Source organism: Bacterioplanes sanyensis (genome assembly GCF_014652515.1).
Lineage (GTDB): Bacteria > Pseudomonadota > Gammaproteobacteria > Pseudomonadales > Oceanobacteraceae > Bacterioplanes > Bacterioplanes sanyensis.
Window position 1 is genome coordinate 205,332 of record NZ_BMYY01000001.1, and the last position, 21,546, is coordinate 226,877.

Annotated in this window: 21 protein-coding genes; 12 read left to right on the forward strand and 9 right to left on the reverse strand. The window is 53.6% G+C overall.

Annotated features, from left to right (window positions below):
• The first annotated feature begins 23 nt into the window (after window positions 1-23).
• Genes IE090_RS01015 through IE090_RS01025 form a run of 3 tightly spaced genes read left to right on the forward strand, consistent with a single transcriptional unit; the run spans window position 24 to window position 2,970 of the window.
• Window positions 24-872: a DNA ligase gene (locus IE090_RS01015; protein ID WP_189386480.1), complete on the forward strand. Its 849-nt coding sequence runs from the start codon at window positions 24-26 to the stop codon at window positions 870-872.
• 11 nt (window positions 873-883) lie between these two features.
• Window positions 884-2,578 carry a single-stranded-DNA-specific exonuclease RecJ gene (gene recJ / locus IE090_RS01020; protein WP_189386481.1) on the forward strand — a complete coding sequence of 565 codons (1,695 nt, stop codon included), beginning with the start codon at window positions 884-886 and terminating at the stop codon, window positions 2,576-2,578.
• A 14-nt stretch (window positions 2,579-2,592) separates the two neighbouring features.
• Window positions 2,593-2,970: a DUF4124 domain-containing protein gene (locus IE090_RS01025; RefSeq protein WP_189386482.1), complete on the forward strand. Its 378-nt coding sequence runs from the start codon at window positions 2,593-2,595 to the stop codon at window positions 2,968-2,970.
• Here IE090_RS01025 and IE090_RS01030 read toward each other — a convergent pair.
• Window positions 2,967-3,554, reverse strand: a complete 588-nt coding sequence (locus IE090_RS01030) for a chalcone isomerase family protein (protein ID WP_189386483.1) — start codon at window positions 3,552-3,554, stop codon at window positions 2,967-2,969. The two genes, IE090_RS01025 and IE090_RS01030, sit on opposite strands and share 4 nt — an antisense overlap.
• A 187-nt stretch (window positions 3,555-3,741) precedes the next feature.
• Here IE090_RS01030 and IE090_RS01035 point away from each other — a divergent pair, with 187 nt between their 5' ends.
• Window positions 3,742-4,248 (forward strand): TIGR03546 family protein, encoded by a 507-nt coding sequence (locus tag IE090_RS01035; protein ID WP_189386484.1) that lies wholly within the window; start codon window positions 3,742-3,744, stop codon window positions 4,246-4,248.
• Window positions 4,249-4,251: 3 nt separating this feature from the next.
• Complete coding sequence (locus IE090_RS01040) at window positions 4,252-6,105, forward strand: TIGR03545 family protein (protein ID WP_189386485.1); 1,854 nt, start codon at window positions 4,252-4,254, stop codon at window positions 6,103-6,105.
• Window positions 6,106-6,180: 75 nt separating this feature from the next.
• Here the strand turns inward: IE090_RS01040 and IE090_RS01045 are convergent, their stop codons facing one another.
• Genes IE090_RS01045 through IE090_RS01055 form a run of 3 tightly spaced genes read right to left on the reverse strand, consistent with a single transcriptional unit; the run spans window position 6,181 to window position 11,073 of the window.
• Window positions 6,181-8,994 carry an insulinase family protein gene (locus IE090_RS01045; protein ID WP_189386486.1) on the reverse strand — a complete coding sequence of 938 codons (2,814 nt, stop codon included), beginning with the start codon at window positions 8,992-8,994 and terminating at the stop codon, window positions 6,181-6,183.
• A gap of 19 nt (window positions 8,995-9,013) precedes the next feature.
• Complete coding sequence (locus tag IE090_RS01050) at window positions 9,014-9,274, reverse strand: hypothetical protein (protein ID WP_189386487.1); 261 nt, start codon at window positions 9,272-9,274, stop codon at window positions 9,014-9,016.
• A gap of 50 nt (window positions 9,275-9,324) precedes the next feature.
• Complete coding sequence (locus IE090_RS01055; protein ID WP_189386488.1) at window positions 9,325-11,073, reverse strand: response regulator; 1,749 nt, start codon at window positions 11,071-11,073, stop codon at window positions 9,325-9,327.
• A gap of 197 nt (window positions 11,074-11,270) precedes the next feature.
• Between IE090_RS01055 and IE090_RS01060 the strand changes: the two genes are divergently transcribed.
• Complete coding sequence (locus tag IE090_RS01060; RefSeq protein WP_229815312.1) at window positions 11,271-11,834, forward strand: helix-turn-helix domain-containing protein; 564 nt, start codon at window positions 11,271-11,273, stop codon at window positions 11,832-11,834.
• A gap of 30 nt (window positions 11,835-11,864) precedes the next feature.
• On the forward strand, window positions 11,865-13,487 hold the full coding sequence (locus tag IE090_RS01065; protein WP_189386489.1) for an ATP-binding protein: 1,623 nt from the start codon (window positions 11,865-11,867) through the stop codon (window positions 13,485-13,487).
• Here the strand turns inward: IE090_RS01065 and IE090_RS01070 are convergent.
• Entirely contained in the window at window positions 13,469-13,861 is a 393-nt protein-coding gene (locus IE090_RS01070; protein WP_189386490.1) for a hypothetical protein, read from the reverse strand. The genes IE090_RS01065 and IE090_RS01070 overlap by 19 nt on opposite strands.
• Window positions 13,862-14,040: 179 nt before the next feature.
• Between IE090_RS01070 and IE090_RS01075 the strand changes: the two genes are divergently transcribed.
• The gene (locus IE090_RS01075) at window positions 14,041-15,156 is read left to right on the forward strand and encodes a 1-acyl-sn-glycerol-3-phosphate acyltransferase (RefSeq protein WP_189386491.1); all 1,116 of its coding nucleotides are present in this window, start codon (window positions 14,041-14,043) and stop codon (window positions 15,154-15,156) included.
• Between the two features lie 53 nt (window positions 15,157-15,209).
• Complete coding sequence (locus IE090_RS01080) at window positions 15,210-16,289, forward strand: DUF4377 domain-containing protein (RefSeq protein ID WP_189386492.1); 1,080 nt, start codon at window positions 15,210-15,212, stop codon at window positions 16,287-16,289.
• Between the two features lie 53 nt (window positions 16,290-16,342).
• Here IE090_RS01080 and IE090_RS01085 read toward each other — a convergent pair whose 3' ends face one another.
• Window positions 16,343-16,915, reverse strand: coding sequence for a YecA/YgfB family protein (locus IE090_RS01085; RefSeq protein WP_189386493.1), 573 nt, complete (start codon window positions 16,913-16,915; stop codon window positions 16,343-16,345).
• 58 nt (window positions 16,916-16,973) lie between these two features.
• On the opposite strand from IE090_RS01085, the gene IE090_RS01090 reads away from it, so the two are divergent.
• Window positions 16,974-17,669, forward strand: a complete 696-nt coding sequence (locus IE090_RS01090; protein ID WP_189386494.1) for a M48 family metallopeptidase — start codon at window positions 16,974-16,976, stop codon at window positions 17,667-17,669.
• Window positions 17,670-17,809: 140 nt separating this feature from the next.
• Window positions 17,810-18,931: a DNA alkylation repair protein gene (locus tag IE090_RS01095; protein ID WP_189386495.1), complete on the forward strand. Its 1,122-nt coding sequence runs from the start codon at window positions 17,810-17,812 to the stop codon at window positions 18,929-18,931.
• Here the strand turns inward: IE090_RS01095 and IE090_RS01100 are convergent.
• Genes IE090_RS01100 through IE090_RS01110 form a run of 3 tightly spaced genes read right to left on the reverse strand, consistent with a single transcriptional unit; the run spans window position 18,918 to window position 20,867 of the window.
• Entirely contained in the window at window positions 18,918-19,946 is a 1,029-nt protein-coding gene (locus tag IE090_RS01100) for a polysaccharide deacetylase family protein (protein ID WP_189386496.1), read from the reverse strand. The genes IE090_RS01095 and IE090_RS01100 overlap by 14 nt on opposite strands.
• A 4-nt stretch (window positions 19,947-19,950) precedes the next feature.
• A complete protein-coding gene (locus IE090_RS01105; protein WP_189386497.1) occupies window positions 19,951-20,547 on the reverse strand; it encodes a DNA-J related domain-containing protein in 597 nt (198 codons plus the stop codon).
• Between the two features lie 50 nt (window positions 20,548-20,597).
• Window positions 20,598-20,867: a hypothetical protein gene (locus IE090_RS01110; protein WP_189386498.1), complete on the reverse strand. Its 270-nt coding sequence runs from the start codon at window positions 20,865-20,867 to the stop codon at window positions 20,598-20,600.
• A 127-nt stretch (window positions 20,868-20,994) separates the two neighbouring features.
• On the opposite strand from IE090_RS01110, the gene greB reads away from it, so the two are divergent.
• Entirely contained in the window at window positions 20,995-21,537 is a 543-nt protein-coding gene (greB, locus tag IE090_RS01115; RefSeq protein WP_189386499.1) for a transcription elongation factor GreB, read from the forward strand.
• Window positions 21,538-21,546: the final 9 nt, after the last annotated feature.

Sequence of the window (21,546 nt, forward strand, 5' to 3'; positions counted from 1 at the left end):
CAGCAGGTCAAGGAGGACAGCTTATGGACCTTATGCTTATTGTGCTGCTAACACTCGCTTTATGCGGCATCAGCTCGCCTTTGTGGGCGGCAAGCAAGGACGCTCCGCCGGTGATGCTGGCACGTCTTTATCAGCCGGTGACGGCGTTGCAGCAGTATTTGGTCAGCGAAAAGCTCGACGGTGTACGCGCTTATTGGGATGGGCGCCAACTTCTCACTCGCGGTGGTCACCGCATTCACACTCCTCATTGGTTTACCGCGCCGTTGCCGCCCCAGCCACTCGATGGCGAGCTATGGCTGGGCCGTGGCCGCTTCGCGGAAGTCAGTGGCTTGGTGCGCCGTCATCATCCCGACGACGAGGCATGGCAGGAAGTGCGCTTTATGCTATTTGATATGCCAGACGTTGATGCCGGTTTCGAGCAGCGGTTATGGGTGTTAAAAACTTGGGTTGCCCAAGCCCGCAGTTCGTGGTTGCAGGTGGTCTCGCACCGGCGTGTTAACAGCGATGCAGAGCTGCAGCAATGGCTCAAACAGGTGGTCGCGGAGGGCGGTGAAGGGCTGATGTTACGCCGTGCCGATGCACGCTATGAAGCCAGCCGCTCTGATGCCATGCTCAAGTTAAAAATCGACCAAGATGATGAGGCACGAGTGGTCGGCCATTTGCCCGGTAATGGCAAGTTCAGCGGAATGCTGGGGGCCTTATTAGTGGAAACCGACGACGGCCGGCGTTTTCGCATTGGCACCGGCTTTAGCGAAGATGAGCGCCGCGACCCACCGCCACTGGGGAGTCGCATCACTTTTGAATACAATGGCGAAACAGCCAACGGCTTGCCGCGTTTTGCCCGCTTCCTACGTGTCAGGCCCCCCGAATAATTGGAGTCTGCATGCAAATTGTTCAGCGCTCTGTGTGCGCCGAGCCACTGCCTGGGTTGCACCCAGTATTTGCCCGAGTGCTGGCCGCCCGTGGCGTGCGCCAGTCAGATGAGCTAGAGAACCGTCTGGCGCAGTTGCTGCCCCCTGCGTCCATGAAAGGCATTGAGCAGGCCGTGGATTGCCTGCTGCCCGTGGTCACTCAACAGCAGCGGCTGTTGGTGGTGGGCGACTTTGACGTCGATGGCGCCACCAGTACCGCGCTGGCACTGCGTGCTTTGCGAGCACTGGGCGCGACCCAGGTAGAATACCTAGTTCCCAATCGCTTTGAGCACGGCTATGGCTTATCGCCCGAGCTGGTGGATATTGCTCGGCAATATGCGCCAGATGTGATTTTAACCGTCGATAATGGCATTGCCGCTGTCGAAGGTGTCGCTGCCGCCAAAGCGGCCGGCATGATTGTGGTGGTGACCGACCATCATTTGCCTGGCGAGCAACTGCCGGCGGCGGATGCCATTGTGAACCCCAATCAGCCCGGATGTGAGTTCGCCAGCAAAGCGGCCTGCGGTTGCGCCGTGGTGTTTTATGTGTTGATGGCCCTGCGCCAACGGCTGCAGCAACAAGGCTGGCCTGCCGACGTGAACCTAGCGCAATGGCTGGATTTAGTCGCCCTGGCCACCGTCGCCGATGTGGTGCCTTTGGATCGTAATAACCGCATCTTGGTGGAGCAAGGGTTGCGCCGTATTCGCCGTGGCCATGTGCAGCCGGGCATGGCGGCATTGCTGGCCGTTGCTGGGCGTGAGCCGCAGCGGCTGGCCTCATCCGATTTAGGCTTTGTGCTGGGGCCGCGCATCAATGCCGCTGGCCGGTTGGATGACATCGCCTTGGGGATTGAGTGCTTGCTCACCGATGACCCCGCCACAGCGCGTGAGCTAGCGCAGCAGCTGGATGAAATGAATCGCAGTCGCCGCGACATCGAGCAGGGTATGCAACGCGAGGCTGAGCAGTACTTGCAGCACTTTGAGGTGGAGCACAGTGAGTTGCCCGCCGGCTTGTGTTTGTATCAGGCCGACTGGCATCAAGGCGTGATTGGTATTTTGGCCTCGCGCATTAAAGAGCGCACTCATCGCCCCGTGGTTGCCTTCGCTGAAGACGTCGACGGCGTGTTAAAAGGTTCTGCTCGCTCGCTGCCGGGGTTACACATGCGCGATGTGCTGGATCAACTCGATAAGCGCTGGCCCGGTATATTAATTAAATTTGGCGGCCATGCGATGGCGGCGGGGATGAGCATTCATGCCGATGGATTGCCGCAGTTTCGAGCGGCGTTTGAGCAGCTGTGTGCTGAGCACCTCAGTGCCGAAGCACTGCAGCGCATGATTGAATCCGATGGCCAACTCAGCAGTGCCGATTTCAGTCTCGAACTGGCGCAGCAGTTGCGCTGGGGCATGCCGTGGGGGCAGGCCTTTCCTGAGCCGGTATTCGACGGCGTTTTTACCTTGCTGCAACAGCGCATTGTGGGTGAAAAACATTTGAAAATGGTGCTGTGTCCAGCTGGCTCCGACATTGCCGTAGACGCGATCTGGTTTAACTATGAGGCCGACAGTGTGCCTGCAGAAGGGCCGGTGCAAGTGGCTTTCACCCTCGACGTTAACGAGTGGCGTGGACGACGCCAATTGCAATTATTGGTGAAACACCTACAAAGCGAATAGTCACGGAGGGCGCTATGAAATGGACAGGGATGTTGTTAATGCTGTGGCCGCTGCTGGCTGGAGCTGAGATTTATCGCTGGGTCGATGACAATGGCCGGGTGCGTTTTAGCGACCAGCCACCGAGCCAACAAACGGCCAAAAAAGTTGAGGTGAACGACACCAACTTTTATCAGCCTAGGGTGCCTGAGTCGCTACCTGCGTTAAAAAAGCGCCCGAGCAAAAAGCGCCGCAGTAGCCCAGCTAAACCACAATGGGACGATGGCCAATGTCGCACCGCTAAGTTGCGTGCACGGCGTATGTCATTGAATAAAACCGACGGTAATTTGCAGCAATCGCGTGAACGACGTGAGCGCTTGCGCCAGTTGCGCGAGCGCATACGTGCGCGCTGTTAAAAGCCGGCCAAGCTGCTGTCTAAAATCGCATCACGAAACGAGTCGCTGACAGGTTTTTCACCAATCCAAATAGACAGCAAGGCATCGTTTAAATCCTTGCCGGGCACCGTGCCTTTTACCTCGCCATTAATGACAATGCGAGTTTGCTGGCTGGTGGGTAGCCATTCAATGTAGCCAATGGTGCCTCGGTTAAACTTATGATCAAACAAGGCTACTAGTTTCTGCACTCGGTCTTTCAGCTGCACGTTTTGTGCTTCGCTGAGATTTAAGGCCAAGCCCTCTTCGATGGCGTTGGTAAAACGCCGTGCGCTGACCCGCGACGACAACACATGAAACATCATGCGACGCGCCTGGTCAGTGGCCAATATGTCGGCAGCGTTGGTCAGGGGCTGCTGCAAATACAAGGCGCCAACATAGGTTTCCACAAAACCGTAAACATGGCGCACCGCAATGCCCTGCAATTGCATTGCCGGCAGCTCGTCGTGGGCTGGTATTTGCGGGGCGATTTCAAAACCTTCAACTTCGATGGCACTGGCCTGAACGGCACATAGCCAGATGAGTGCAGCAAGGGTGGTACGAATCATGTGAGGCTCCTAGTGAGAGTGGCGACATGCGATTGAGTCATGTGCTGATGTTATTGTCATTGTTATAAATCACTGCTGCCTGCCCTGGCCTAAGCAAGGGGCTGAGCCAAGGGGCTCGGGCAAGGCTTCCGCCCGCCAGGCTTCTGTACTATGGTGGCAACGGCCTTTTAATTAGGACAGATTACCCATGCTTAACCTATTGGCACAACTGCTGAAAGCGTTAAATTCCGAGTCGGCTCCCGGTCAAATTGCACTGGCCGTTGCCTTTGCATTGTGGATGGCACTGACGCCCATGTGGACGGTCAACAACCTGTTGCTGTTTACCTTGGTGCTCATGCTACGTGTGAATTTGAGCGCTTTTTTTGCCGCTTTAGCCGGCTTTTCTTTACTGGCCCTCGCCATTGACCCGATTTCTCAGCGCTTAGGGGCGTCGTTGTTGCAAATGACCTCGCTGCAAGACACGTGGACGGCGCTGTATCAGCACGGTTTTTGGCGCGTACTGCAGTTTAATAACACCTTGATGCTGGGCGGCAGTGTGATCGCCCTGCTGGCTTTTTTGCCGGTTTCAATGCTGGTGCGCCTGTTGGTGGTGCAATATCGGGCACGGCTGCTGCGCTGGATTCAAAAATTAAAAATTGTGCAGGCGCTGAAAGCCAGTAAGTTTTATCAGTGGTATCAGGCTGCGGTGGAGTAACAGATGACAAAATGGATTCGTTGGTGGGGCTTGCTCGCGGTGGCAGCCGTCGTTGCTTTAATCGCAGCCGTTGTCTTGCTTCTGGCTGGGCCTGCCGTAGAAAAAAGCATTGAGACCTTGGGAACCAAAATCAACGGGGCGCTGGTCGAAGTTGATTCGGTCACTGTCAGCATCAACCCACTGGGATTGGAGATTAAAGGCATTGCCGTCACCGACCGTCGTCATCCGATGGAAAATGCCGTCGAAATTGGCCAGGCACGGGCACAACTAGAACTGCTACCACTGTTAGCTGGCCATATTATTATTGAGGATCTGGCCCTTACCGAGGTGGCTTTTGATACGGAGCGCAGCGTTTCTGGTGCCTTACCTGAGCGTCAGAGCAGTGATAATGCGGTTGCGGAGGCCGCGGCAGATGAAGACGCCGTTACCAACCAGTTCAGTGCCTCGGTGCCGTCGCTTGAGCAAGTGCTGGAGCGGCAGTCATTGGCAACGGATAAAGCCGGTCGTGAGCTGCGCCAGTTGGTTGAACAACGTAAACCGGAAGTCGAGCAGCGCATTGCCCAATTACCGGATGAACAGCAGCTGCAGCAGTACGAGCAACAGGTCAACGCGTTAATTAATGGCAAGATTGAATCGCTGGAGGATTTTCAGCGTAAAAAAGCCCAACTGGATGAGTTAAAGCAACAGCTCCGTCGTGACCGCGAGGCGGTGGTGGCGGTGCGTGATTTAATTCGTGATAGCCGTGATGAATTGACGGCCCGTTTGCAGCAGTTGCGTGCGGCACCGGCGCAGGATCTGGCCATGTTGAAACAGCAATACTCCCTAGATGGTCAAGGTGCGGTGAATCTGAGTCGTTTACTGTGGGGCGATGAAGTGGGGCAATGGGGCAGCGAGGCGCTGTACTGGTATCAGCGCTTACAGCCTTATTTGCAGCAAGGCGCAGAGTTGGCGAAAAACCGCACAGCGGCGGAAGACAGCGCTGCGGCGGCACCAGAGCCGGTGCGCATCAGTGGCCAGACTGTGCACTTTCCTACGGCCGACCCCTGGCCTGAGTTTTTGGTGCGCCAGTTATCATTGACGGCGCAGTTGCCACAAGGACGCCTGTTACTGTCAGGCTCTGATTTAACTCCCGAGCCTGCGTTAATGCCTCAGCCTGCACGTTTGACCTTGACCACCGAAGGACTGCCGCAGGTGGCTTCGGTCACTGCGGATCTGGTGCTGGACCATCGCCGCACACCTGGGCGCGATACATTGACGTTAACTGTGCGTGGCTGGCAGTTAAGCGATTGGCAGCTGCATTCACAATTGGATTTGGCCAGTGCCGTCATTGACGCCGATGGCTTGGCGGTGGTGGCTGACGGTCGGTTAACCGCGCAGCTGGATGCGCAGTTTAATCAGGCACAGTTCCAGGGCGAGGCTGACAATCGCGCCGGCAAAGAAATGCTCGCGGTGTTGGCTCAAATCGATCAGTTTAATTTGGATGCCGCCGTTGCCGGCACGCTGGCGGACCCTGAGTTAGAACTGGGCTCAGATTTGGATCGTCGGCTGCAGCAAGCCGTGGGCGAGCGCTTGCGCCAGCAACAAGCTGAACTGCAGCAACGTTTTAACCGCCATTTAAATCAAAAAATCAGTGGCTATACCGATGGTCTGGCCGGCGATATCGATTTTTTCAATCTGCAGGATGAGCAGCTGGCCGCCACGGGCGAACAGTTACAGCAATTGGCGCAACAGCAGCTGGATGACTATGTCGAGCAGCAGCGCCGCCGGGCTGAAGAAAAGGCACAGAAAAAAGTTGATGAAAAAACCGATGAGTTAAAACGCAAAGCAGAAGACAAACTGAAGTCTTTGTTTAATTAAGAAGCTTCTGAACCATTCGGAGGTTCCTTTAGCCATAAAAAAGCGGAGCTCAGCTCCGCTTTTTTATGGCTGTCATTAAAACGCCGGCTGTTGCTGGCGCTCAATGGTTTTGATATCAGACCAACCGTCAACGCCGCCACCTTGCGTGACCACAAAGCGCGGTGCTTGGCTGCCGGTGCCGAAGTGGTGCTGGTACAGGTCAATCAGCTCCTGCAGCTCGACCTTTTCAACTTCTTTGGCGATGGCGCTGTTGGTGTCGAAGGTTTTGCGTCCTTGTACCAGCTCCGACCAATGGCGACTGGCTTTTTCACCCATGTTTTTCGGTTGCTGCAGTAACTGTGTGACCAGGCCTTGCTGGTAGTTTTGCAGCTCTTCCTTTGGCATCTGCTCTAGCTTATTGATGAACTGAGCAAAGAATAAGTTGCTGTGATCAATCAGCTGCTGTGGCAGCGTTTGTGGCGATTGCACAATAAACGCTAGCCCAGGCACGGTTTGCTGTGGGAAGGGCGTGGCGGCAACGATGTAGCCCAGCTGCTGCTCGGTACGCATGTAGTTGTAATAGGGTGCACGCATAATTTGCCCTAATAAGGCATAGCGAGCACGAGCGCGGTCACTGGTATCATCGCCTTGCACGTACAAGGTAATGGCCTTGTCTGGGTGTTCCAAGGTCAGAGCTTCTTGAAAATGACCGTTCGGTAATTGCAATACATCGCGCAGGCCGATGCTGGCATGGTTCGCTGGCAAGTATTGCTCGATCAAGGTGGCAATGTTTTCCGCCTCACCTTGGCTGATGCTGCCATGCACCAGTAAGCGGCTATAGACTTGCTGCTGAAACTGCTGAGCAAACTCACGTAAATCGTCGGCCGTCACAGCAGGCAACGCAGTCAATAATTGCTGTTCGCTAAACGAAGGACGATACAGCCATTGCTTGAGCTCGGTTAATGTGCGCTCGTAGGGCTTATTCTTTAAGCGGTTTTGCAAAGAGCGCTGCAGTGACGCTTTATAGCGTTCAAACGCTTGCTCGTCGACGCTCAGCGTGGTCATGGTCTTCAGTATCTGCTCCAGCAATAGTGGCTGTTTGTCGCTGTAGCCACCGATGATGAGGCGTAGCCCTTGGTCATTGGCACTGAGGTTGTAGCTTAAGCCAGCCAGCTGCGCTGGGTAGCTGTAGGTGTTGAGTGCTTCGCTAACGCTGCGCGCATACAGAGAAGCCAATAATCGGTCGTGCTCGGACTGGCGCGCATTAGCCAGTTCCAGTTGCCAATAAATGCGTGCTTTTGGCTGTTTGAAGTCTTGCTCTGGATAAAACCAAACCTCACGCTGCGGCGATGCATATATTTGTGCGGGGACCTCGAAGGATTGCTCCGCGGTAGGGCTGAGGTTTTCAGCAATAAAAGGGTTGGGCTCGGGTAAATGCAGGCCGCTTAAGTCTTGCTTTGCCACCGGCTGCTTACCAAAGTCGCTGGGGCGAATGCGTATTGGCGTACCGTACAAAGGGTCGACCATGTCGGTTTCAACGCCAGGTGCAATCAATGTACGCAGCATACTGTCGGTATTGAGGGCATCCAAAAAGGGCTGCAGCTGTTGCTGGCTGATGACATCCCAGCGGTAGCTACCATAAATGCTGTCTGCGGGTGGATAGCGCAGCAGGTTACTGCTCAGTTGCACGACATAGTCTGACAGCCGGCTTTGCTCTTGGAAACGAAATGCCATTTCACCCAGTTGGTGCTGCTCTTGTAGCAAATAGTCCGGCAATGGCTGTTGTTTCATGAGTTCTATGTAGTGTTGCAGGGCGGCGGTAATTTCTTCGGTGTGGGCTAGGCCCAACCGAGTGAGTTGAATCTGCACCATCAGGGTCGACTCGAACTCGGTACTGATGCGTTGGCCAGCGCTTAAGCCTTCGGCCCAGCCTTTCTCTTTCAGATACGCCAGCAAGCTGCCTTCACCTTCGTGGCCAATCAAATTCGACAGCACTTGTATGGGTTTGAACTCATACAGTGACGTCGCTTCTGGCATCGGAAAGGTGAATTGCAGACGACGCAGCTCTTTAACCGGCTCAATGTTCATGTCCAGCGGCAGTTGCTCGGCAATAAACAAAGGGGGACGCTGCGCGCGCGGTGCTACGTCGTGCTTGGGTACGGCACTGAACTTATCAACGGCCCACTGCTGTAGCTGGTCAAGTGAGTAGTGACCGGCCAGTACCAAAGTCATGCGATCGGCGCTGTAGTGGTTGCGGTAAAACTCGATTAACTCATCGCGAATATCGCTATCAGGACGATCGGCCAGTGTATCGAGGTTGCCGGTCGAGAATTTGGCATACGGATGCTCTGGGTTCATCGCCAGTTTTTCCGCCGAAAAAATACGCCGGAAATCGTCTTTTAACTTGGCTTTAAACTCGGCGTGCACGGCATTTTTCTCGCGCTCGACGTATTGTTCGTCAAAACGGGGTGAGATAAAAAACGGCGCAAAGCGATCCAGCGCATCTTCCATGGCGCTGTTATCGAGCTCGAAAAAGTAGGTGGTTTGCGCATGGGCGGTGTAGGCGTTATGGCTGCCACCGTTGCGGCTGATAAAGGCTTGGTACTCATCGGCATCTGGGTAAGGGTCGGTGCCCAAAAACAACATATGCTCAAGAAAGTGTGCTAGGCCTTGGCGGTCTTTAGGGTCGTCCCCACTGCCGACATCAACGGATACTGCAGCAGCGGCTTTGTCAGCATCTGCTGTCGATACCAGCAGTACTTGCATGCCGTTTTTTAGCTGTAGGTAGCGATACTCGTTCGGGTCTGATGGGCTGGTGATCAAGTCTTCTGCGTCCATTTTTTGATACATAGAATAAGCAATCGCAGCCAAAACAATGAGCAAAAAGGTCCAGTAGCGGGGCGATAACATGCCGACTCCTTACTGCCAGTCAGTGAGCGGTTTCGTTCGATTGGGCAATGGTCTGGGCATCGGCCAGACTGTGTTTGGACGGATCCAGTTGAGCGATGAGTTGCAGGCGCTGGCGCGCTTGTTCCAACTCGTCGGCGAGCAGGCCCAGTTGTGATTGAAACGCCTCATCGATGGCCTGATACAGGCCATCGACACGGTTGTCGTTTTCACCAGTCGGTGCTTCGCGCAGGGTCTTCAGGCAGGCCAGGGCAATTTGATGGTAGGCTTGATCTTTATTCACGGGCGTACTCCATACAGAATGCGCCCATCATACCTGCCTCAAGGCGGATGTTAATCCCCGTTTGCAAACCATTGCAGTTGGCTTATGTCCACCTCCTGTGACAACAGCTGGCCGCTGAGCCAATCGGCTTGGTGATGATGTGCTGCGGCCAGTGCTTCAGGGTCGTCAATACCAGGGGCATAAAGGATCAGCTCATGCTCTTGTAAGCGCTGCAGCAATCGGCGGCTCTGGCTCATGGATTTGTGAGTGCGCATGTGAGCTAGATATTCAGGCGCCAAACTTAAACCGCTGACCGGCAATGACAACAGCTGGCGTGAGTTGAGAAAGCTACGGCCAAATTCGGCGACCAGCAGTTTGCATTGCTGTTGATATAAGCGCTGGCGCAATTGAATGTGTCTTTCGTCATCGCTTAACAGTTGTTCTTCATTCACGATGGCGTAGCACTGCAAGCCTTTATCTTGCAGGCATGGCAAGCTATCAACAGCGGTGGCGGAGCCTTCTGCCAGATTAATAACGATGGGTGGAATACTAGGAAAGAACTGCCCGCACAACTGTATGACGGCATCCAGCCAAGCTTGCCATTGTTCGACTCGCCGTGGCGCTTGCAACGCCACCAGCGCGCCGCGCTGATTGAACACCGGCAATACTTGCAGGCCCTCGGACGGACGAGCAGTTTCGGCTGGCTGAGGTGTGGTCGCCATCAGGCCAAGCTGTTGGCGCAGCCAGACGCGCCAATCCGGCTGCTCTGGGGGGCAGTGCTCAATACGGATTAAACGACGCAAGCGCACGCTCTTCTCACCTGCTATTAAAGGATCGCGTAAATCGGCACTTAGGTCTTGTTGTAACTGCTCTGTTTCACTGGCACTGACGTCTGCGGGTATCAAAATACGCAACTGATGGGCATTGGGCGTGTATAGCTCATACTGATCGCCAATGCATTGCTGTACGCGTTGATAGCAGTAGGGTGCCAGCTGTTGCTCCTCTAATTGATCGGCATCGAAGTCGATGGCCAGCAACGATGGTGCGGGTGTGGGACGCGGCGCTGACAGGCTACTGTCCGTATCTTCCACCGGCGAGACGGGCAGTGGCATATGCTCAGACATGCGCTGGGCAATGCACAACCGAAACGGCCCTAGGCTGCTGATAGTCATCCAGCTGGGAATAGGCTGTTGCTGATGATCGATGAGCGCGAACAAACCGAGCCAGACTTCGCCGCCGTCTGTTTGTCGGGTGATTTCGGTTTCCAGCGTAACTGGGGCATCGCACAGTGTCGGAGCAAACAAATTGGTACCGCAAAGTTTGGACTCTGGCAACCGCAACAGTTGGCACATGGCTTGGTTAGCAAGACGAATAATCCAGTTGCTGTCGGTCAACAGCAGGGGTTGCTCCGAACCCACGGCTTCCTGGATGGCACTGGTGCGTTGCAGCAAATCATGCTGGCGCAGACCTTCGCGGATATCCATGGTCAGCAGCAGGTTGTCCCATGGCTTGGCAACAAAGCGATGAATATCGCCATGGCGCCAAGCACTGCGCAGGGAGTTGTAATCCACTTGGCCAGACAGCAATAAGCGATATGTGGTGGGAGAGTGCTGGCGAGCAAAGCGACATAGCTCGATGCCATTCATACCCGGCATTTTATAGTCTGTCAGTAACAGATCGATGCGTTGCTGCATCAGCACATCACAGGCTTGGTCGGCATTATGCGCTTCAAATATCTGCCACGGCTCTGCACGCAGCATGCGGCGAATGGCCTGTAAAATACCGCTTTCATCGTCAACAATCAGCAGCTGGTACTGCATCGGTTTTCTCCCAGAATGTTTCCTCACTACTGTAGCACCGCTGCTGTTGCTGGATGAAAGAACCTGTTCGCAGCAAGGCGATGCTGTTTGGGCCAGTGCCAGCGCAGGGTGCGAGGGGCAGGCGCGCAGAATTCTTTGCAGCTTCCCTTGCAATCTGCCAATGCTATCTATACTGAGTCGAAAGCAACAACGATCGAGTGGATACAGTGAGGGAAAAACAAGCTCTGACTACAGGCGAAGTCGCCAAATTTTGTGGTGTGAACTTCCGTACCGTTATCCGCTGGATTGAACGCGGTCATCTGCAGGCGTACAAGTTGCCTGGACGCGGCGACAATCGCATTCCAGTTAGCGGCTTTGTGGAGTTTCTCAAAGACAACCATATGCCGGTTCCTGATGAGTTACTGCTGGGCGGCAAGACCTTGGTGTTTTTATCCGACGATAGCCCGGCCTGCGCCGAAATTGCCTCCCTTGTACGTCGCAGTGGTTGGGAGGTAATGATGACCAGTGACGATATTCAATTCGGCTTTTTAATCAGCGAACGTCAGCCGGCTGCGGTGGCGGTGAGTCGAGTGAGCGCGCAGCAGTCGGTAGAGCGCTTGCTGCGTGATCAAGACGGCCGTGAAACCCTGTTTATTTTAATTGATAGCGGCGATATCGACGGTGCCTCTGATCATCCTGCTTGGACACATATCGCTTGGCCTCGCCAGTCAACCACGCTGGCCGCATTGCTGAGTGGCGAAGGCAGCAACGAGCGCCAATAACCAGGCTTTTATTTGTCAGCGAGGTCACGGATGACAAATGGGCTACTGGCCTTTGCTCTGGCACTCATGACGGCCTTGCTGTTGGCTTTATTGATTGTTTGCATAAAGCGGCTTGCGCAGCAAAATCGAACACTAGAGCATTTGCAGCGACAGCACATGCTGGCTGAGCTGCAATTACAGCACGTTACGCCCATCTTGATGTTATTGGATCATCACGGTCGAACCGTTCTTCACAATAAACCCCTTCCTCAACAATGGCAGTACCAGTCCTTATTCGAAGGCGCTCCGGTGTCGCCACACTGCTTGGCGCGTTGGATGAGCCAGCCACAGCAAAGGCGCAGCTGCATCTTTTGGCTGACACCTGAAAAGGAAGGGCTGCGTTGGCGTTGTTGTTTGACGCCGCTGGCAGATCAGTCTTATTGGCTACTACAGGTCGAAAATATCAGTGAGCGCTTAGCGAGTCAGCAATCGGCTCAACAAAGGTATTTGCAGCTGCAGCAGCAATTGGAGTCACGTAGTCGGTTTCTGGCCTCCATGAGTCATGAGATTCGAACACCGATGACGGGGTTGCTGGGCACGGTATCGCTTATGGAGCAAACCGAGCTCAATAGTGAGCAGCAGTCATTGTTGGAGACTATGCAGCACAGCACGGAGCACTTGCTCACCATCATCAACGATATTTTGGATTTATCGAAAATTGAGGCGGGCAAGCTGGCCATCAGTGAGCAGCCCTTTGAACCTCGGCAGTTACTACAGGAGCTGCTGGAATCCGTACGTGGTTCCAGCCGAGTCAAAACCAGCCACGCGACTGAGGGAGACGCACTCACCTTGGAATGGGAGGTGGCAGCAGCCGTGGCCCAGCAGCTGCGAGGGGACGTGGTCCGTATTCGGCAAATATTAATGAACTTTTTGACCAACGCCTTAAAGTTTACCGCTTCTGGCAGTATTCGATTGACACTGAAACCCTTAGCGGAAAAAGACTGGCTCGTGTTTTGTGTGACCGACAGCGGAGAGGGCATCGATGCAGAGCAAGCTCTGCAGCTATTTGAGGAATACGCCCAAGGTCAGCAGCAGGCAAATCAAACCTCCGGTACTGGCTTAGGGCTGCACATTTGTAAGCGCTTGGCGCGGTTAATGGGCGGGCGTGTGGGCGTGATCAGTATGCCGGGCGAAGGCGCATGTTTTTGGCTGGAGCTGCAGCTACCTGCCGTGCGCGAAAGCGAAGCGCAGAGTGCCAATTTAGAGCAACCGACCGCCACGACCAACTTGCTCAATGTGCGCATACTGCTGGCTGAAGACAATCTGGTAAATCAAAAAGTCGCGGTGCAGATGTTAGAGCGCTTAGGTTGCCAAGTGACTTTAGCGGTGAATGGCGAAGAAGCAGTGGACTACTGGCAACCCGATCAGTTTGACTTGGTGCTGATGGACTGCCATATGCCAGTCATGGACGGCATTGAAGCTACGCGCCGGATACGCGCCAAAGAGCAACCGGGGCAGCGCACGCCCATCGTGGCCTTGTCGGCTGATGTTATGGGCGAGCAGCGCCAAGCATGTGATGAGGCCGGTATGGACGGTTATTTATCCAAACCTATTCGTTTGCAGGAGCTGCAGCGCCAGCTACCTAAGTTCCTACCTCAAAGTACCTTGCCGTAAGGAATAAAGCGGTTTTGCGTTAGTGCTTTGAGGGCTCGTATATGCTCTTTGGCAGGCAGCCGCTGTTGCTGCTTAAGCCAGCGAAATACCCAAATGGCTGGGTTATTAGCGCCGGATTCCCAACCGCTGAGCTCCATTTCCGCACGCACATACCAGCGGGCAATCACCAGCAGTTGATCATCACTCAGCTGTGGCAAAACGCTTTGCCATTGTTGTTCGGAGTGTTGAATCCAGCTTTTGAGTTGCGTCAGTTGGTCGTTATCGAGCAACTCGGTATTGAGCTTAGCGTCGGTGTGCGGTTCGCTGGCTAGGCGTTGGAGCACGCCAAGGTCGATGGCGTGGGTCGTGGTGGCAGGTTGCCATTGCTCGATCATGCGAACTCCCAAATAATGTCTGAGTGATTAAGTCGGAATTGTAATGCATGGGAGGCCGTCGATGAAGCGCCGTCAACCATATGGCAAATGTGCGTTCCCGCGCTTTAACCGCGGCCCGCAGCTGTTATCATCGCTTGGGCGCAGCTTTGACGTAGTTTTTAATGGAGCACCAAGGATACATGCCAGATTTAAATGACCCGTATGCGGACATCCGCCCCTATAGCGACCACGAAGTCGCGCCGGTACTGCAGCGTTTGCTGCACTCGCCAAGGGTGGTGGATGCGGTCATTAATCATCGCCTCACTGCCGTCCATGCTTGGCAACGCCCGTTGCTGCGTCCTTGGTTGCGGCGGCGTTTAGCGCAACAACTGAAAAACACCGCCTCAGTGGCCGATTTTCAGCAGTGGTTGGAGCCACAAATTGAGCGCTTATTGTTAGCGACCACCACTGAGGTGGAAGTACGTGGACTAGAGCAGTTGCAGCCAAACAAAGCGTACACCTGGATATCCAATCATCGCGATATCGCCATGGACCCTACCTTTGTTAACTTTACCCTGCATCGCGCCGGTTGGCCGACTAGCCGTATTGCCATAGGCGATAACCTTTTGTCGGACCCAGATGTGGCTGATATTATGCGGCTAAACAAAAGCTTTGTGGTCAAGCGCACGGTAAGTGGCCGGCGGGAAAAGTTACAAGAGCTGACGCGTTTGTCGCAATTTATTGCACAATCGAATCAGCAGGGTCACAGTGTCTGGATTGCTCAGCGTGAGGGGCGCGCCAAAGACAATCGTGATCTAACCGACACCGCGGTATTAAAAATGTTGTCGCTCTATGGGCGTGCAGAAAAACTTAGCTTTACTGACGCTATGGCAGCACTGAACCCAGTTCCAGTGTGTATTTATTACGAGTGGGATCCATGTGATGTGTTAAAAGCACGTGAGCTGGTAGCGTTAAGTGAGCAGGGTGAGTACCACAAGCAAGATCACGAAGATATGCACAGCATTATTCAAGGATTGACGGGCTTTAAAGGCAAAGTCTGTGTGTCATTTGGCCAACCGCTTACCAGTCAGGATTTAGCCTCAGCGGAATACATGGCAGAAGCCATCGATCGGCAAATTCTGGATATGACGCCGGTTTATGATGTACAGCATGCCGCGGTAGCGCTGTTGGATCGCAATCAGGGTGAACCAGCCAGTGAGGCAGGAAAAGTCTTGCAAGCACGAGTGGCTCAAGAGTCAGCTGAAGTACGACGTCGGGTGTGGCAAACCTATGCCGCGCCGCTACTTAACTACTAAACAACAATTTATTCTGGCGAATATAGTATTCGGCCAATTAAGGGAGGTGTCACGTGTTGGCAAAATGGATGCTGCTAGCGCTAGCAACCATGGTTATATCTGGTTGCCAGTTGGGTTATCACTGGGACGATAAAAAAGAAACTCTGTATGTCGATTTTTATAAGGTGCCCTGCGACGATGACGACAGTCGCTTATGCTTTCGCAGCCGCGAGAAGGACACCAATAGTTGGCGCAATGACGCACCAAAGCTTTCAGACTTTGATGAGTTTGAGTGGGGCTACCGTTATACGCTGGAAGTCGAAACATCGTTTAATAACAGCGGCAATGCCAGCCGCTATCGCTTTTTGCGCGTGGAAGAAAAAACCGCCATTACGAGCGCAGAAAATACGTTTGCGCTCAAAATCGATGCCAGCACGGGCATTGTATCTCAGTCTGGCAGTGACTGGTTTTTGCAGGACAAAAAGTTCACTTGCGCAACAGACTGTGCTTCATTAACCCATATCATTAATAATAGCCAGCTGGCAGAACTAGAGTTTGAAGTGGAAAGCGATACTTTGACGCTTACCCAAATTAAATGCAGTGCAGGCGAAGATAACTACGACGAGCAATGTGGTGGCAAAAAAGATGCGACTTGGAAAGTCGCACACTTCCTTAGCGATTGTGGCAATGCTGATGGCGAGCTGTGTTATTTGTATCGCCTAAATAGCTCCGATGACTGGGAGTTACTGCCCGTCGAGATCGAAGGTTTTGAGCACCAGTGGGGTAAGGAATACGAGATAGAAGTTAGGGAGACCCGCTCCGACGCTAATCGCATTACCGCGGCGACGCTCAAGAAAGAGGATGCTGCGCCGCGCGATCGCAGTGGCGAAGCTAATGATTTCTATTTTGTATTGCAAGGCAGACTGTTAGACGACAGCAGCGATGGCAAAGTAGCGTTATACGACAGCGCAGACTTAACACTGTCTTGCGGCTCAGCATGCAGCAAGTTGGACGATTACATCGAAGACGATGACTGGCTATTACTGCAAGCTTATGTGGGCAGTGATGGTCTGGTGTTGGAAGAAATTACTTGCCATGCAGAAACGCTCAATTTGCTGCGTCAATGCGATGAAAATGTCGATTGGGATTTTTAATCGCTAACGACATCGAGCCCTAAGCCGCTAGTTGGCTTAGGGCAACGGGCGGTTCAGGCGCCGTGCAGCAATAAATACAGCTCAATGACAGCGGCGGGAATGTTGCCGCACATGCGGTCTGACAGCTCTATGTCTTCATCGATGTCCGCCATTTCCGCCTCATCCATAAAAAGTCCGGAAGCGTACATGATAGGGAATAGACCCTGAGCGACTTTATCTTCTTCTTGGGCGTACCAGGTTTCTTCTTGTAGCAGCACCGCGGTCATAAAGCCCATGGCCCAGCTTTCCAGCGGCGGCTCATCTTCTTCATCCACCAGGGTGAGCTCGGCCGGTACTGGAAAATCAACGCCGGAGTCCAGCCAGGCTTGAACCTCAGTGGCGAGCTCTCCTAACAGCTGGCGCAATTGCTGCTGCTCGGGCTTGCTCAGGCTTAATTGATCATCAAAGGCACTGGCAAAAACGTCGTCTAGGCTGAATGGCAGTGGGCTAACGGCCAGTGCGGTCAGCAAACCGTGCATGGCGAAAAAGTCAAAACTGTCCTGTTGCTCGGCTTCTTTTTCCAGCAACAGGCCTAGAGTTTCCAGCGCTTCTTCAGACAGGGCTGGGATGCTGTTTAAGTCGGTCATACAATACTCCTGCAATTGCCGCTCATGCTATCACGAACACTAGGAATACCGTCAGCAAATGTCCCGCCAATATCAGCAAACCTTGCAACTTGTTCTGGGTAGTGAAGAGGTTGCGGTTCATATTCAGGCATCTCGGCGCAAAAGCATGCGTTTGAGCTTAACCGACAAGGGTGCGGTGGATTTGCGCATCCCACTGCGAGCCCCACGTAGTGAAGTGCTGGCTTTTGTTAAGCGGCATGAGCAATGGTTGCTCCAGCAGCGCCAGCGCTTGGCGCAACAGCAGCAGCGCTGGCAGCAGGCAATTATGGTATTGGGACGTGAGCTGCCTGTATCAACAAGCCCAGATAATGAGTTTTTAGTGGCTGAGCAGCGTATCTGGGTGCCAGCGCAGTGGCAGGCGAGCGACATCGCCACCGCTATGGATGCTTGGTTTCGCCAGCAAGCCAAGAGCCGTTATCAGGGCTTGATCGAGCATTGGTGGCCAGCGTTTGCCCAGTTCGGTGATAAGCCTGTTCTCAGAGTTAAAAAAATGCGCACCCGTTGGGGCAGTTTATCTAAGCGCGGCTACATCAATTTGAACCTCGCGCTGATGCAATGTGCGCCGGATTTGATTGAGTTGGTGGTCGTGCATGAGCTGTGTCATTTGCGCTATTTTGATCACGGTCGCGGTTTTCAGCAGTTGATGACGCAGCATTTGCCCGACTGGCAGCAACGCGAGCGGCGGTTGCAACAACAAGGTAGTATGCTGTTATAAACTTTACTGATACATGGCTGTCAATGGCCTTATGCAGCGCTTACATAAGAGAGTAGCGTGGTGATGTGCGCGCACTTTATCGTCGGTGGCGACAGTTATTTCCTTCCTGCAACAATAATACGACGTTTATTGGTTTTTTAATGGCACAAGCATTTAAAGAGCATTTTAATCACGAGGCCGTGAAAACGCTGGCGTCGCAATTGCAAAGCACATGGCCTGAGTTTGACGGCGATGCGTTTGTCGCAGCGGTGGTACCACACTTGCCAGCGTTGGCGTTAAAACAACGCAGCGCTTTAATTCAGCGTGAGCTGGGGCGTTATTTACCCTCCGATTTTGCTGTCAGTGCCGATGTTCTTTATCGTTGCTTGGCGCCCAAAGCAGAAAAAGGCTGGCAAGCCAGTGACGGCGATGGCGTGAGTGGTTGGCTCATTATGCCACTGGCGGATTATGTGGCAGAGCAGGGGCAGCAACACTTGCCACTGGCCCTGGATTTATTAAAAGCCATGACGTCGCGTTTTAGCAGTGAGTTTGCCATACGGCCCTTACTGCAGCGTTTTCCTGAACAAACGCTGGCGGCATTAAAGCACTGGGTCAATGACGACGATGAGCATGTGCGCCGCTTAGTGAGTGAAGGCACACGTCCACGCTTGCCTTGGGGCATACGGCTCACACAGTTTATTGCTGACCCTCGGCCGATGCTGCCGTTATTAGAGCAGCTGCGTGATGATTCCAGCGAGTATGTGCGCCGCTCTGTTGCCAATCATTTAAATGATATTGCCAAAGATCACCCCGAGTTAATCGCTGAACTGGCTCGCGAATGGATGCAGAATGCGCCTTTAACGCGGCAAAAATTGCTGCGCCATGGGTGTCGAACTTTGATCAAGCAAGGCCATCGTGCCACGTTGGCGGTGTTTGGCTGGCAGCCTATCACACTCAGTGAGGTGAGTTTTAGCGTGTCGCCGCAAGCGATTGTGCTGGGCCACAGCTTGCAGCTGCAGGCGCAGCTAATCGCCGTGTGTTCTCAGCCTGTGGTGGTCGATTTTGCTATTCATTTGCTGCGAGCGAATGGTGCAACTTCAGTGAAAGTGTTTAAAGGTCGAGAGTTGCAATTGCAGGCAGGGCAAAGCGTGGTGTGGCAAAAACAACACGCCATCAAAGCCGTTACCACTCGGCGCTATTATCCAGGGCGGCATCGAGTCGATTTATTGGTCAATGGCGAGTGCGTGGCGAGCAGCGAGTTTGAGCTGCTCAGCGAGGCATGATGTCGGTATTTATCCACACCTGCGAATACCAATAATGCCAGCCGGAATGTTCACGGCTGGCTGCCGTGCAGTTGTAGCGAAAGCGGCCGCCACCAATCGCCGATTCGGCTTGTGCTCTGAGCTGCCATTGTTTGCCACTTCGTTGTTGTTGCGTTGGAATCGCCCCCTGGCCACTGGCAAAGCATTGAAAGCCGTTGGCGGCAGTTGTTGGCAGGGCAAACGTTAACGTCAGTAGGGGCGGATTGTGCTGCAAAATCGGGGAGAGCATTTGCTCTGCTCCAATCGGCAGCGGCAAAGTCTTTAACTTGGTGGCTAAGGTTTTCGGGTTGGCATAAATGCCAGAAGCGGGAAATCGTGGCAGTGCTTGCGGGTGAGAATCGCGACCAATGGGGCCAGATTGCTGGCCAAAAGCTTTGTAGCCCTGTTGCGCCAGCCACTCGGTCATGGGCAATGAAAACTCACCATAGGGGTAGGCAAATAATTTGGGCGTGGGCCCGGTTTCTTGCTCTAAGCGCAACTGTGCTTGGCTAATTTGCTGCTGCAGCCAAGCGTCCAAGTCCATGCCCTCAGGCTGCTCGAGCAAATAAGGGTGATCTGCACTGTGGTTGGCCAGGGTAGCGCCACGTTGTTTCATATCACGCAACTGCTGCCAGCTCATCACGCTCTGATGGTTTTCATCGACGGCGGTGGTATTAACGAACACCACAAACGGCCAATCACGTTTTTCTAAGGCTGGTAGCGCATGCTCGTAAATGGACTGATAAGCATCGTCAAACGTAATGGCCACGGCACCTTGGGGCAAGGGTTGGCCAGCATCAATGCGTTGCAGTGCATCTGCCAAGTCGATGACGGGTAATTCCAAGCGCTCAATTAACTGCAAGTGCTGTTCAAACTGCTCTGGGCTCACGCTGGTAATGGCAGGTGTCGTGACATCTACGTGGTGATACTGCAATACCACCAGCTGTGCCTGAACCGGCAGGGTGAACAATAAAAAAATAAATAAAAAAGCGCGCATAAGACTAATTAAACTGGGTTTTTAACCGCTCGTAGGCTTGGCTGATGCGGCGAAACTGTTCTTGGTCGCCGCCGCGATCAGGATGATAGCGCATGGCCAAGCGTTTGTATTGTTGGCGCACTTGCGAGCTACTGGCGTTGGCCGTTAGCTCTAGCGCCTCAAGATCGCGTTGTTGATGCTCACTGGCATCCAAGCGTTGCCAAAAACTCCGCAGCATTTCTTCGACGGCGGTGCGATCGGTGCTGAGCTGAGTTAAATCAAGGTAATACGTTGCTAAGGGGTCGTTGGTTTGCAGCGCATCCCCGGGGTTGTCGGCTTGATAATGGCCATCGAGGGGAACAATCTGAATGTGCAGGGCACCGATGATCAGATCTTGGCGCTGTTCTGCGCGCCATTGCTGACGCAGCGAGTAAAGGCAATGCATGACAATAAAATGGCAGCGAAATAGGGTGAGTGAATCACGCAGCGCGTCGCCCGCGACCAGCCCTTGCTGCTGCAGACCCTGGATCAACTGATGCTCAGTAAAAGACTGTTGGCTCTGCAGTTGTTCGGCTAAATGATGGCGAACAGCCGCTATGCCAGCGTGAAAATCGTATTCCATGGCCTGACCTTAGCATGTTGGCTTGGGTCTCTCACCCTAATGTCAGGATACTAGGGGTGTTGTTCCGGATCGGTATCGTCCAATAAGTGCCGTAAAGCGGCCGGCAAATAGCGCTTTTGTCGCTGTAATGATCGAGACCATTTGGGAAATCGCTGACGCAGCGCCAAGATGCGCAGGCGCAGTGCTGGCAAAACACTGATCAATAACGACAAGCCGAGCAACATAAACAGCAGTCCCAAAGGAATGGGCATAGGCATCATGATCAAGCCGGCGACGACCAACAATCCGCCGATGGCCAGCCTGGCACTGCGTTGCAACATGGGTTATCTCACTTGCAAGGACATGAGTACGGCCACTCAGGTAATTATTCAGATCTGCCTAGGGCTTGCTCACGGTGGCATAAATCCTGATTATCAACCAGATAAATTGCGAAACCATGACGAGAGTATGAGCACCCAACCTTTACCGCGCCGCGCCCACTTGATTACCCCAGAAGGGGAACAAGCATTGAAAGACGAACATGACTTTCTTTGGCGTACTGAGCGCCCTCGTGTCACTCAACAAGTATCCGATGCTGCCAAGTTAGGCGATCGCTCGGAAAATGCCGAGTATATCTATGGCAAAAAGCGTTTGCGTCAGATTGATAGCCGCCTGCGTTTTTTGCGTAAACGGCTAGAGCAAGTCACTGTGGTCGAGCGGCGGCCGGATAATCCGCAAAAGGTTTATTTTGGCGCCTGGATCGTTTTAGAAGACGAGGACGGTGCGTTACACCGCTATCGTATTGTCGGTGAGGATGAAATTGATTTGCCGCGCGGTTACATCAGTGTCGATGCGCCACTGGCGCGTGGTTTGCTTGGTAAATCGGTGGGCGATGATGTCAGTGTGCGGCTGCCCAAGGGTGAAGTGGAATACTACATTGAATCGGTCAACTACGATGTGCCTGACTGGGATCCTGGGCGGCAGACGCAAAGCCGCTGGGTAGAAGATTAAGGAGCCATC

Bases quoted from the DNA above. Each gene is read 5' to 3' on its own strand.
- IE090_RS01015 (WP_189386480.1), top strand. From the start codon at position 24: ATGGACCTTATGCTTATTGTGCTGCTAACACTCGCTTTATGCGGCATC.
- recJ (WP_189386481.1), top strand. From the start codon at position 884: ATGCAAATTGTTCAGCGCTCTGTGTGCGCCGAGCCACTGCCTGGGTTG.
- IE090_RS01025 (WP_189386482.1), top strand. From the start codon at position 2,593: ATGAAATGGACAGGGATGTTGTTAATGCTGTGGCCGCTGCTGGCTGGA.
- IE090_RS01030 (WP_189386483.1), bottom strand. From the start codon at position 3,554: ATGATTCGTACCACCCTTGCTGCACTCATCTGGCTATGTGCCGTTCAG.
- IE090_RS01035 (WP_189386484.1), top strand. From the start codon at position 3,742: ATGCTTAACCTATTGGCACAACTGCTGAAAGCGTTAAATTCCGAGTCG.
- IE090_RS01040 (WP_189386485.1), top strand. From the start codon at position 4,252: ATGACAAAATGGATTCGTTGGTGGGGCTTGCTCGCGGTGGCAGCCGTC.
- IE090_RS01045 (WP_189386486.1), bottom strand. From the start codon at position 8,994: ATGTTATCGCCCCGCTACTGGACCTTTTTGCTCATTGTTTTGGCTGCG.
- IE090_RS01055 (WP_189386488.1), bottom strand. From the start codon at position 11,073: ATGCAGTACCAGCTGCTGATTGTTGACGATGAAAGCGGTATTTTACAG.
- IE090_RS01065 (WP_189386489.1), top strand. From the start codon at position 11,865: ATGACAAATGGGCTACTGGCCTTTGCTCTGGCACTCATGACGGCCTTG.
- IE090_RS01070 (WP_189386490.1), bottom strand. From the start codon at position 13,861: ATGATCGAGCAATGGCAACCTGCCACCACGACCCACGCCATCGACCTT.
- IE090_RS01075 (WP_189386491.1), top strand. From the start codon at position 14,041: ATGCCAGATTTAAATGACCCGTATGCGGACATCCGCCCCTATAGCGAC.
- IE090_RS01085 (WP_189386493.1), bottom strand. From the start codon at position 16,915: ATGACCGACTTAAACAGCATCCCAGCCCTGTCTGAAGAAGCGCTGGAA.
- IE090_RS01090 (WP_189386494.1), top strand. From the start codon at position 16,974: ATGTCCCGCCAATATCAGCAAACCTTGCAACTTGTTCTGGGTAGTGAA.
- IE090_RS01095 (WP_189386495.1), top strand. From the start codon at position 17,810: ATGGCACAAGCATTTAAAGAGCATTTTAATCACGAGGCCGTGAAAACG.
- IE090_RS01100 (WP_189386496.1), bottom strand. From the start codon at position 19,946: ATGCGCGCTTTTTTATTTATTTTTTTATTGTTCACCCTGCCGGTTCAG.
- IE090_RS01105 (WP_189386497.1), bottom strand. From the start codon at position 20,547: ATGGAATACGATTTTCACGCTGGCATAGCGGCTGTTCGCCATCATTTA.
- IE090_RS01110 (WP_189386498.1), bottom strand. From the start codon at position 20,867: ATGTTGCAACGCAGTGCCAGGCTGGCCATCGGCGGATTGTTGGTCGTC.
- greB (WP_189386499.1), top strand. From the start codon at position 20,995: ATGAGCACCCAACCTTTACCGCGCCGCGCCCACTTGATTACCCCAGAA.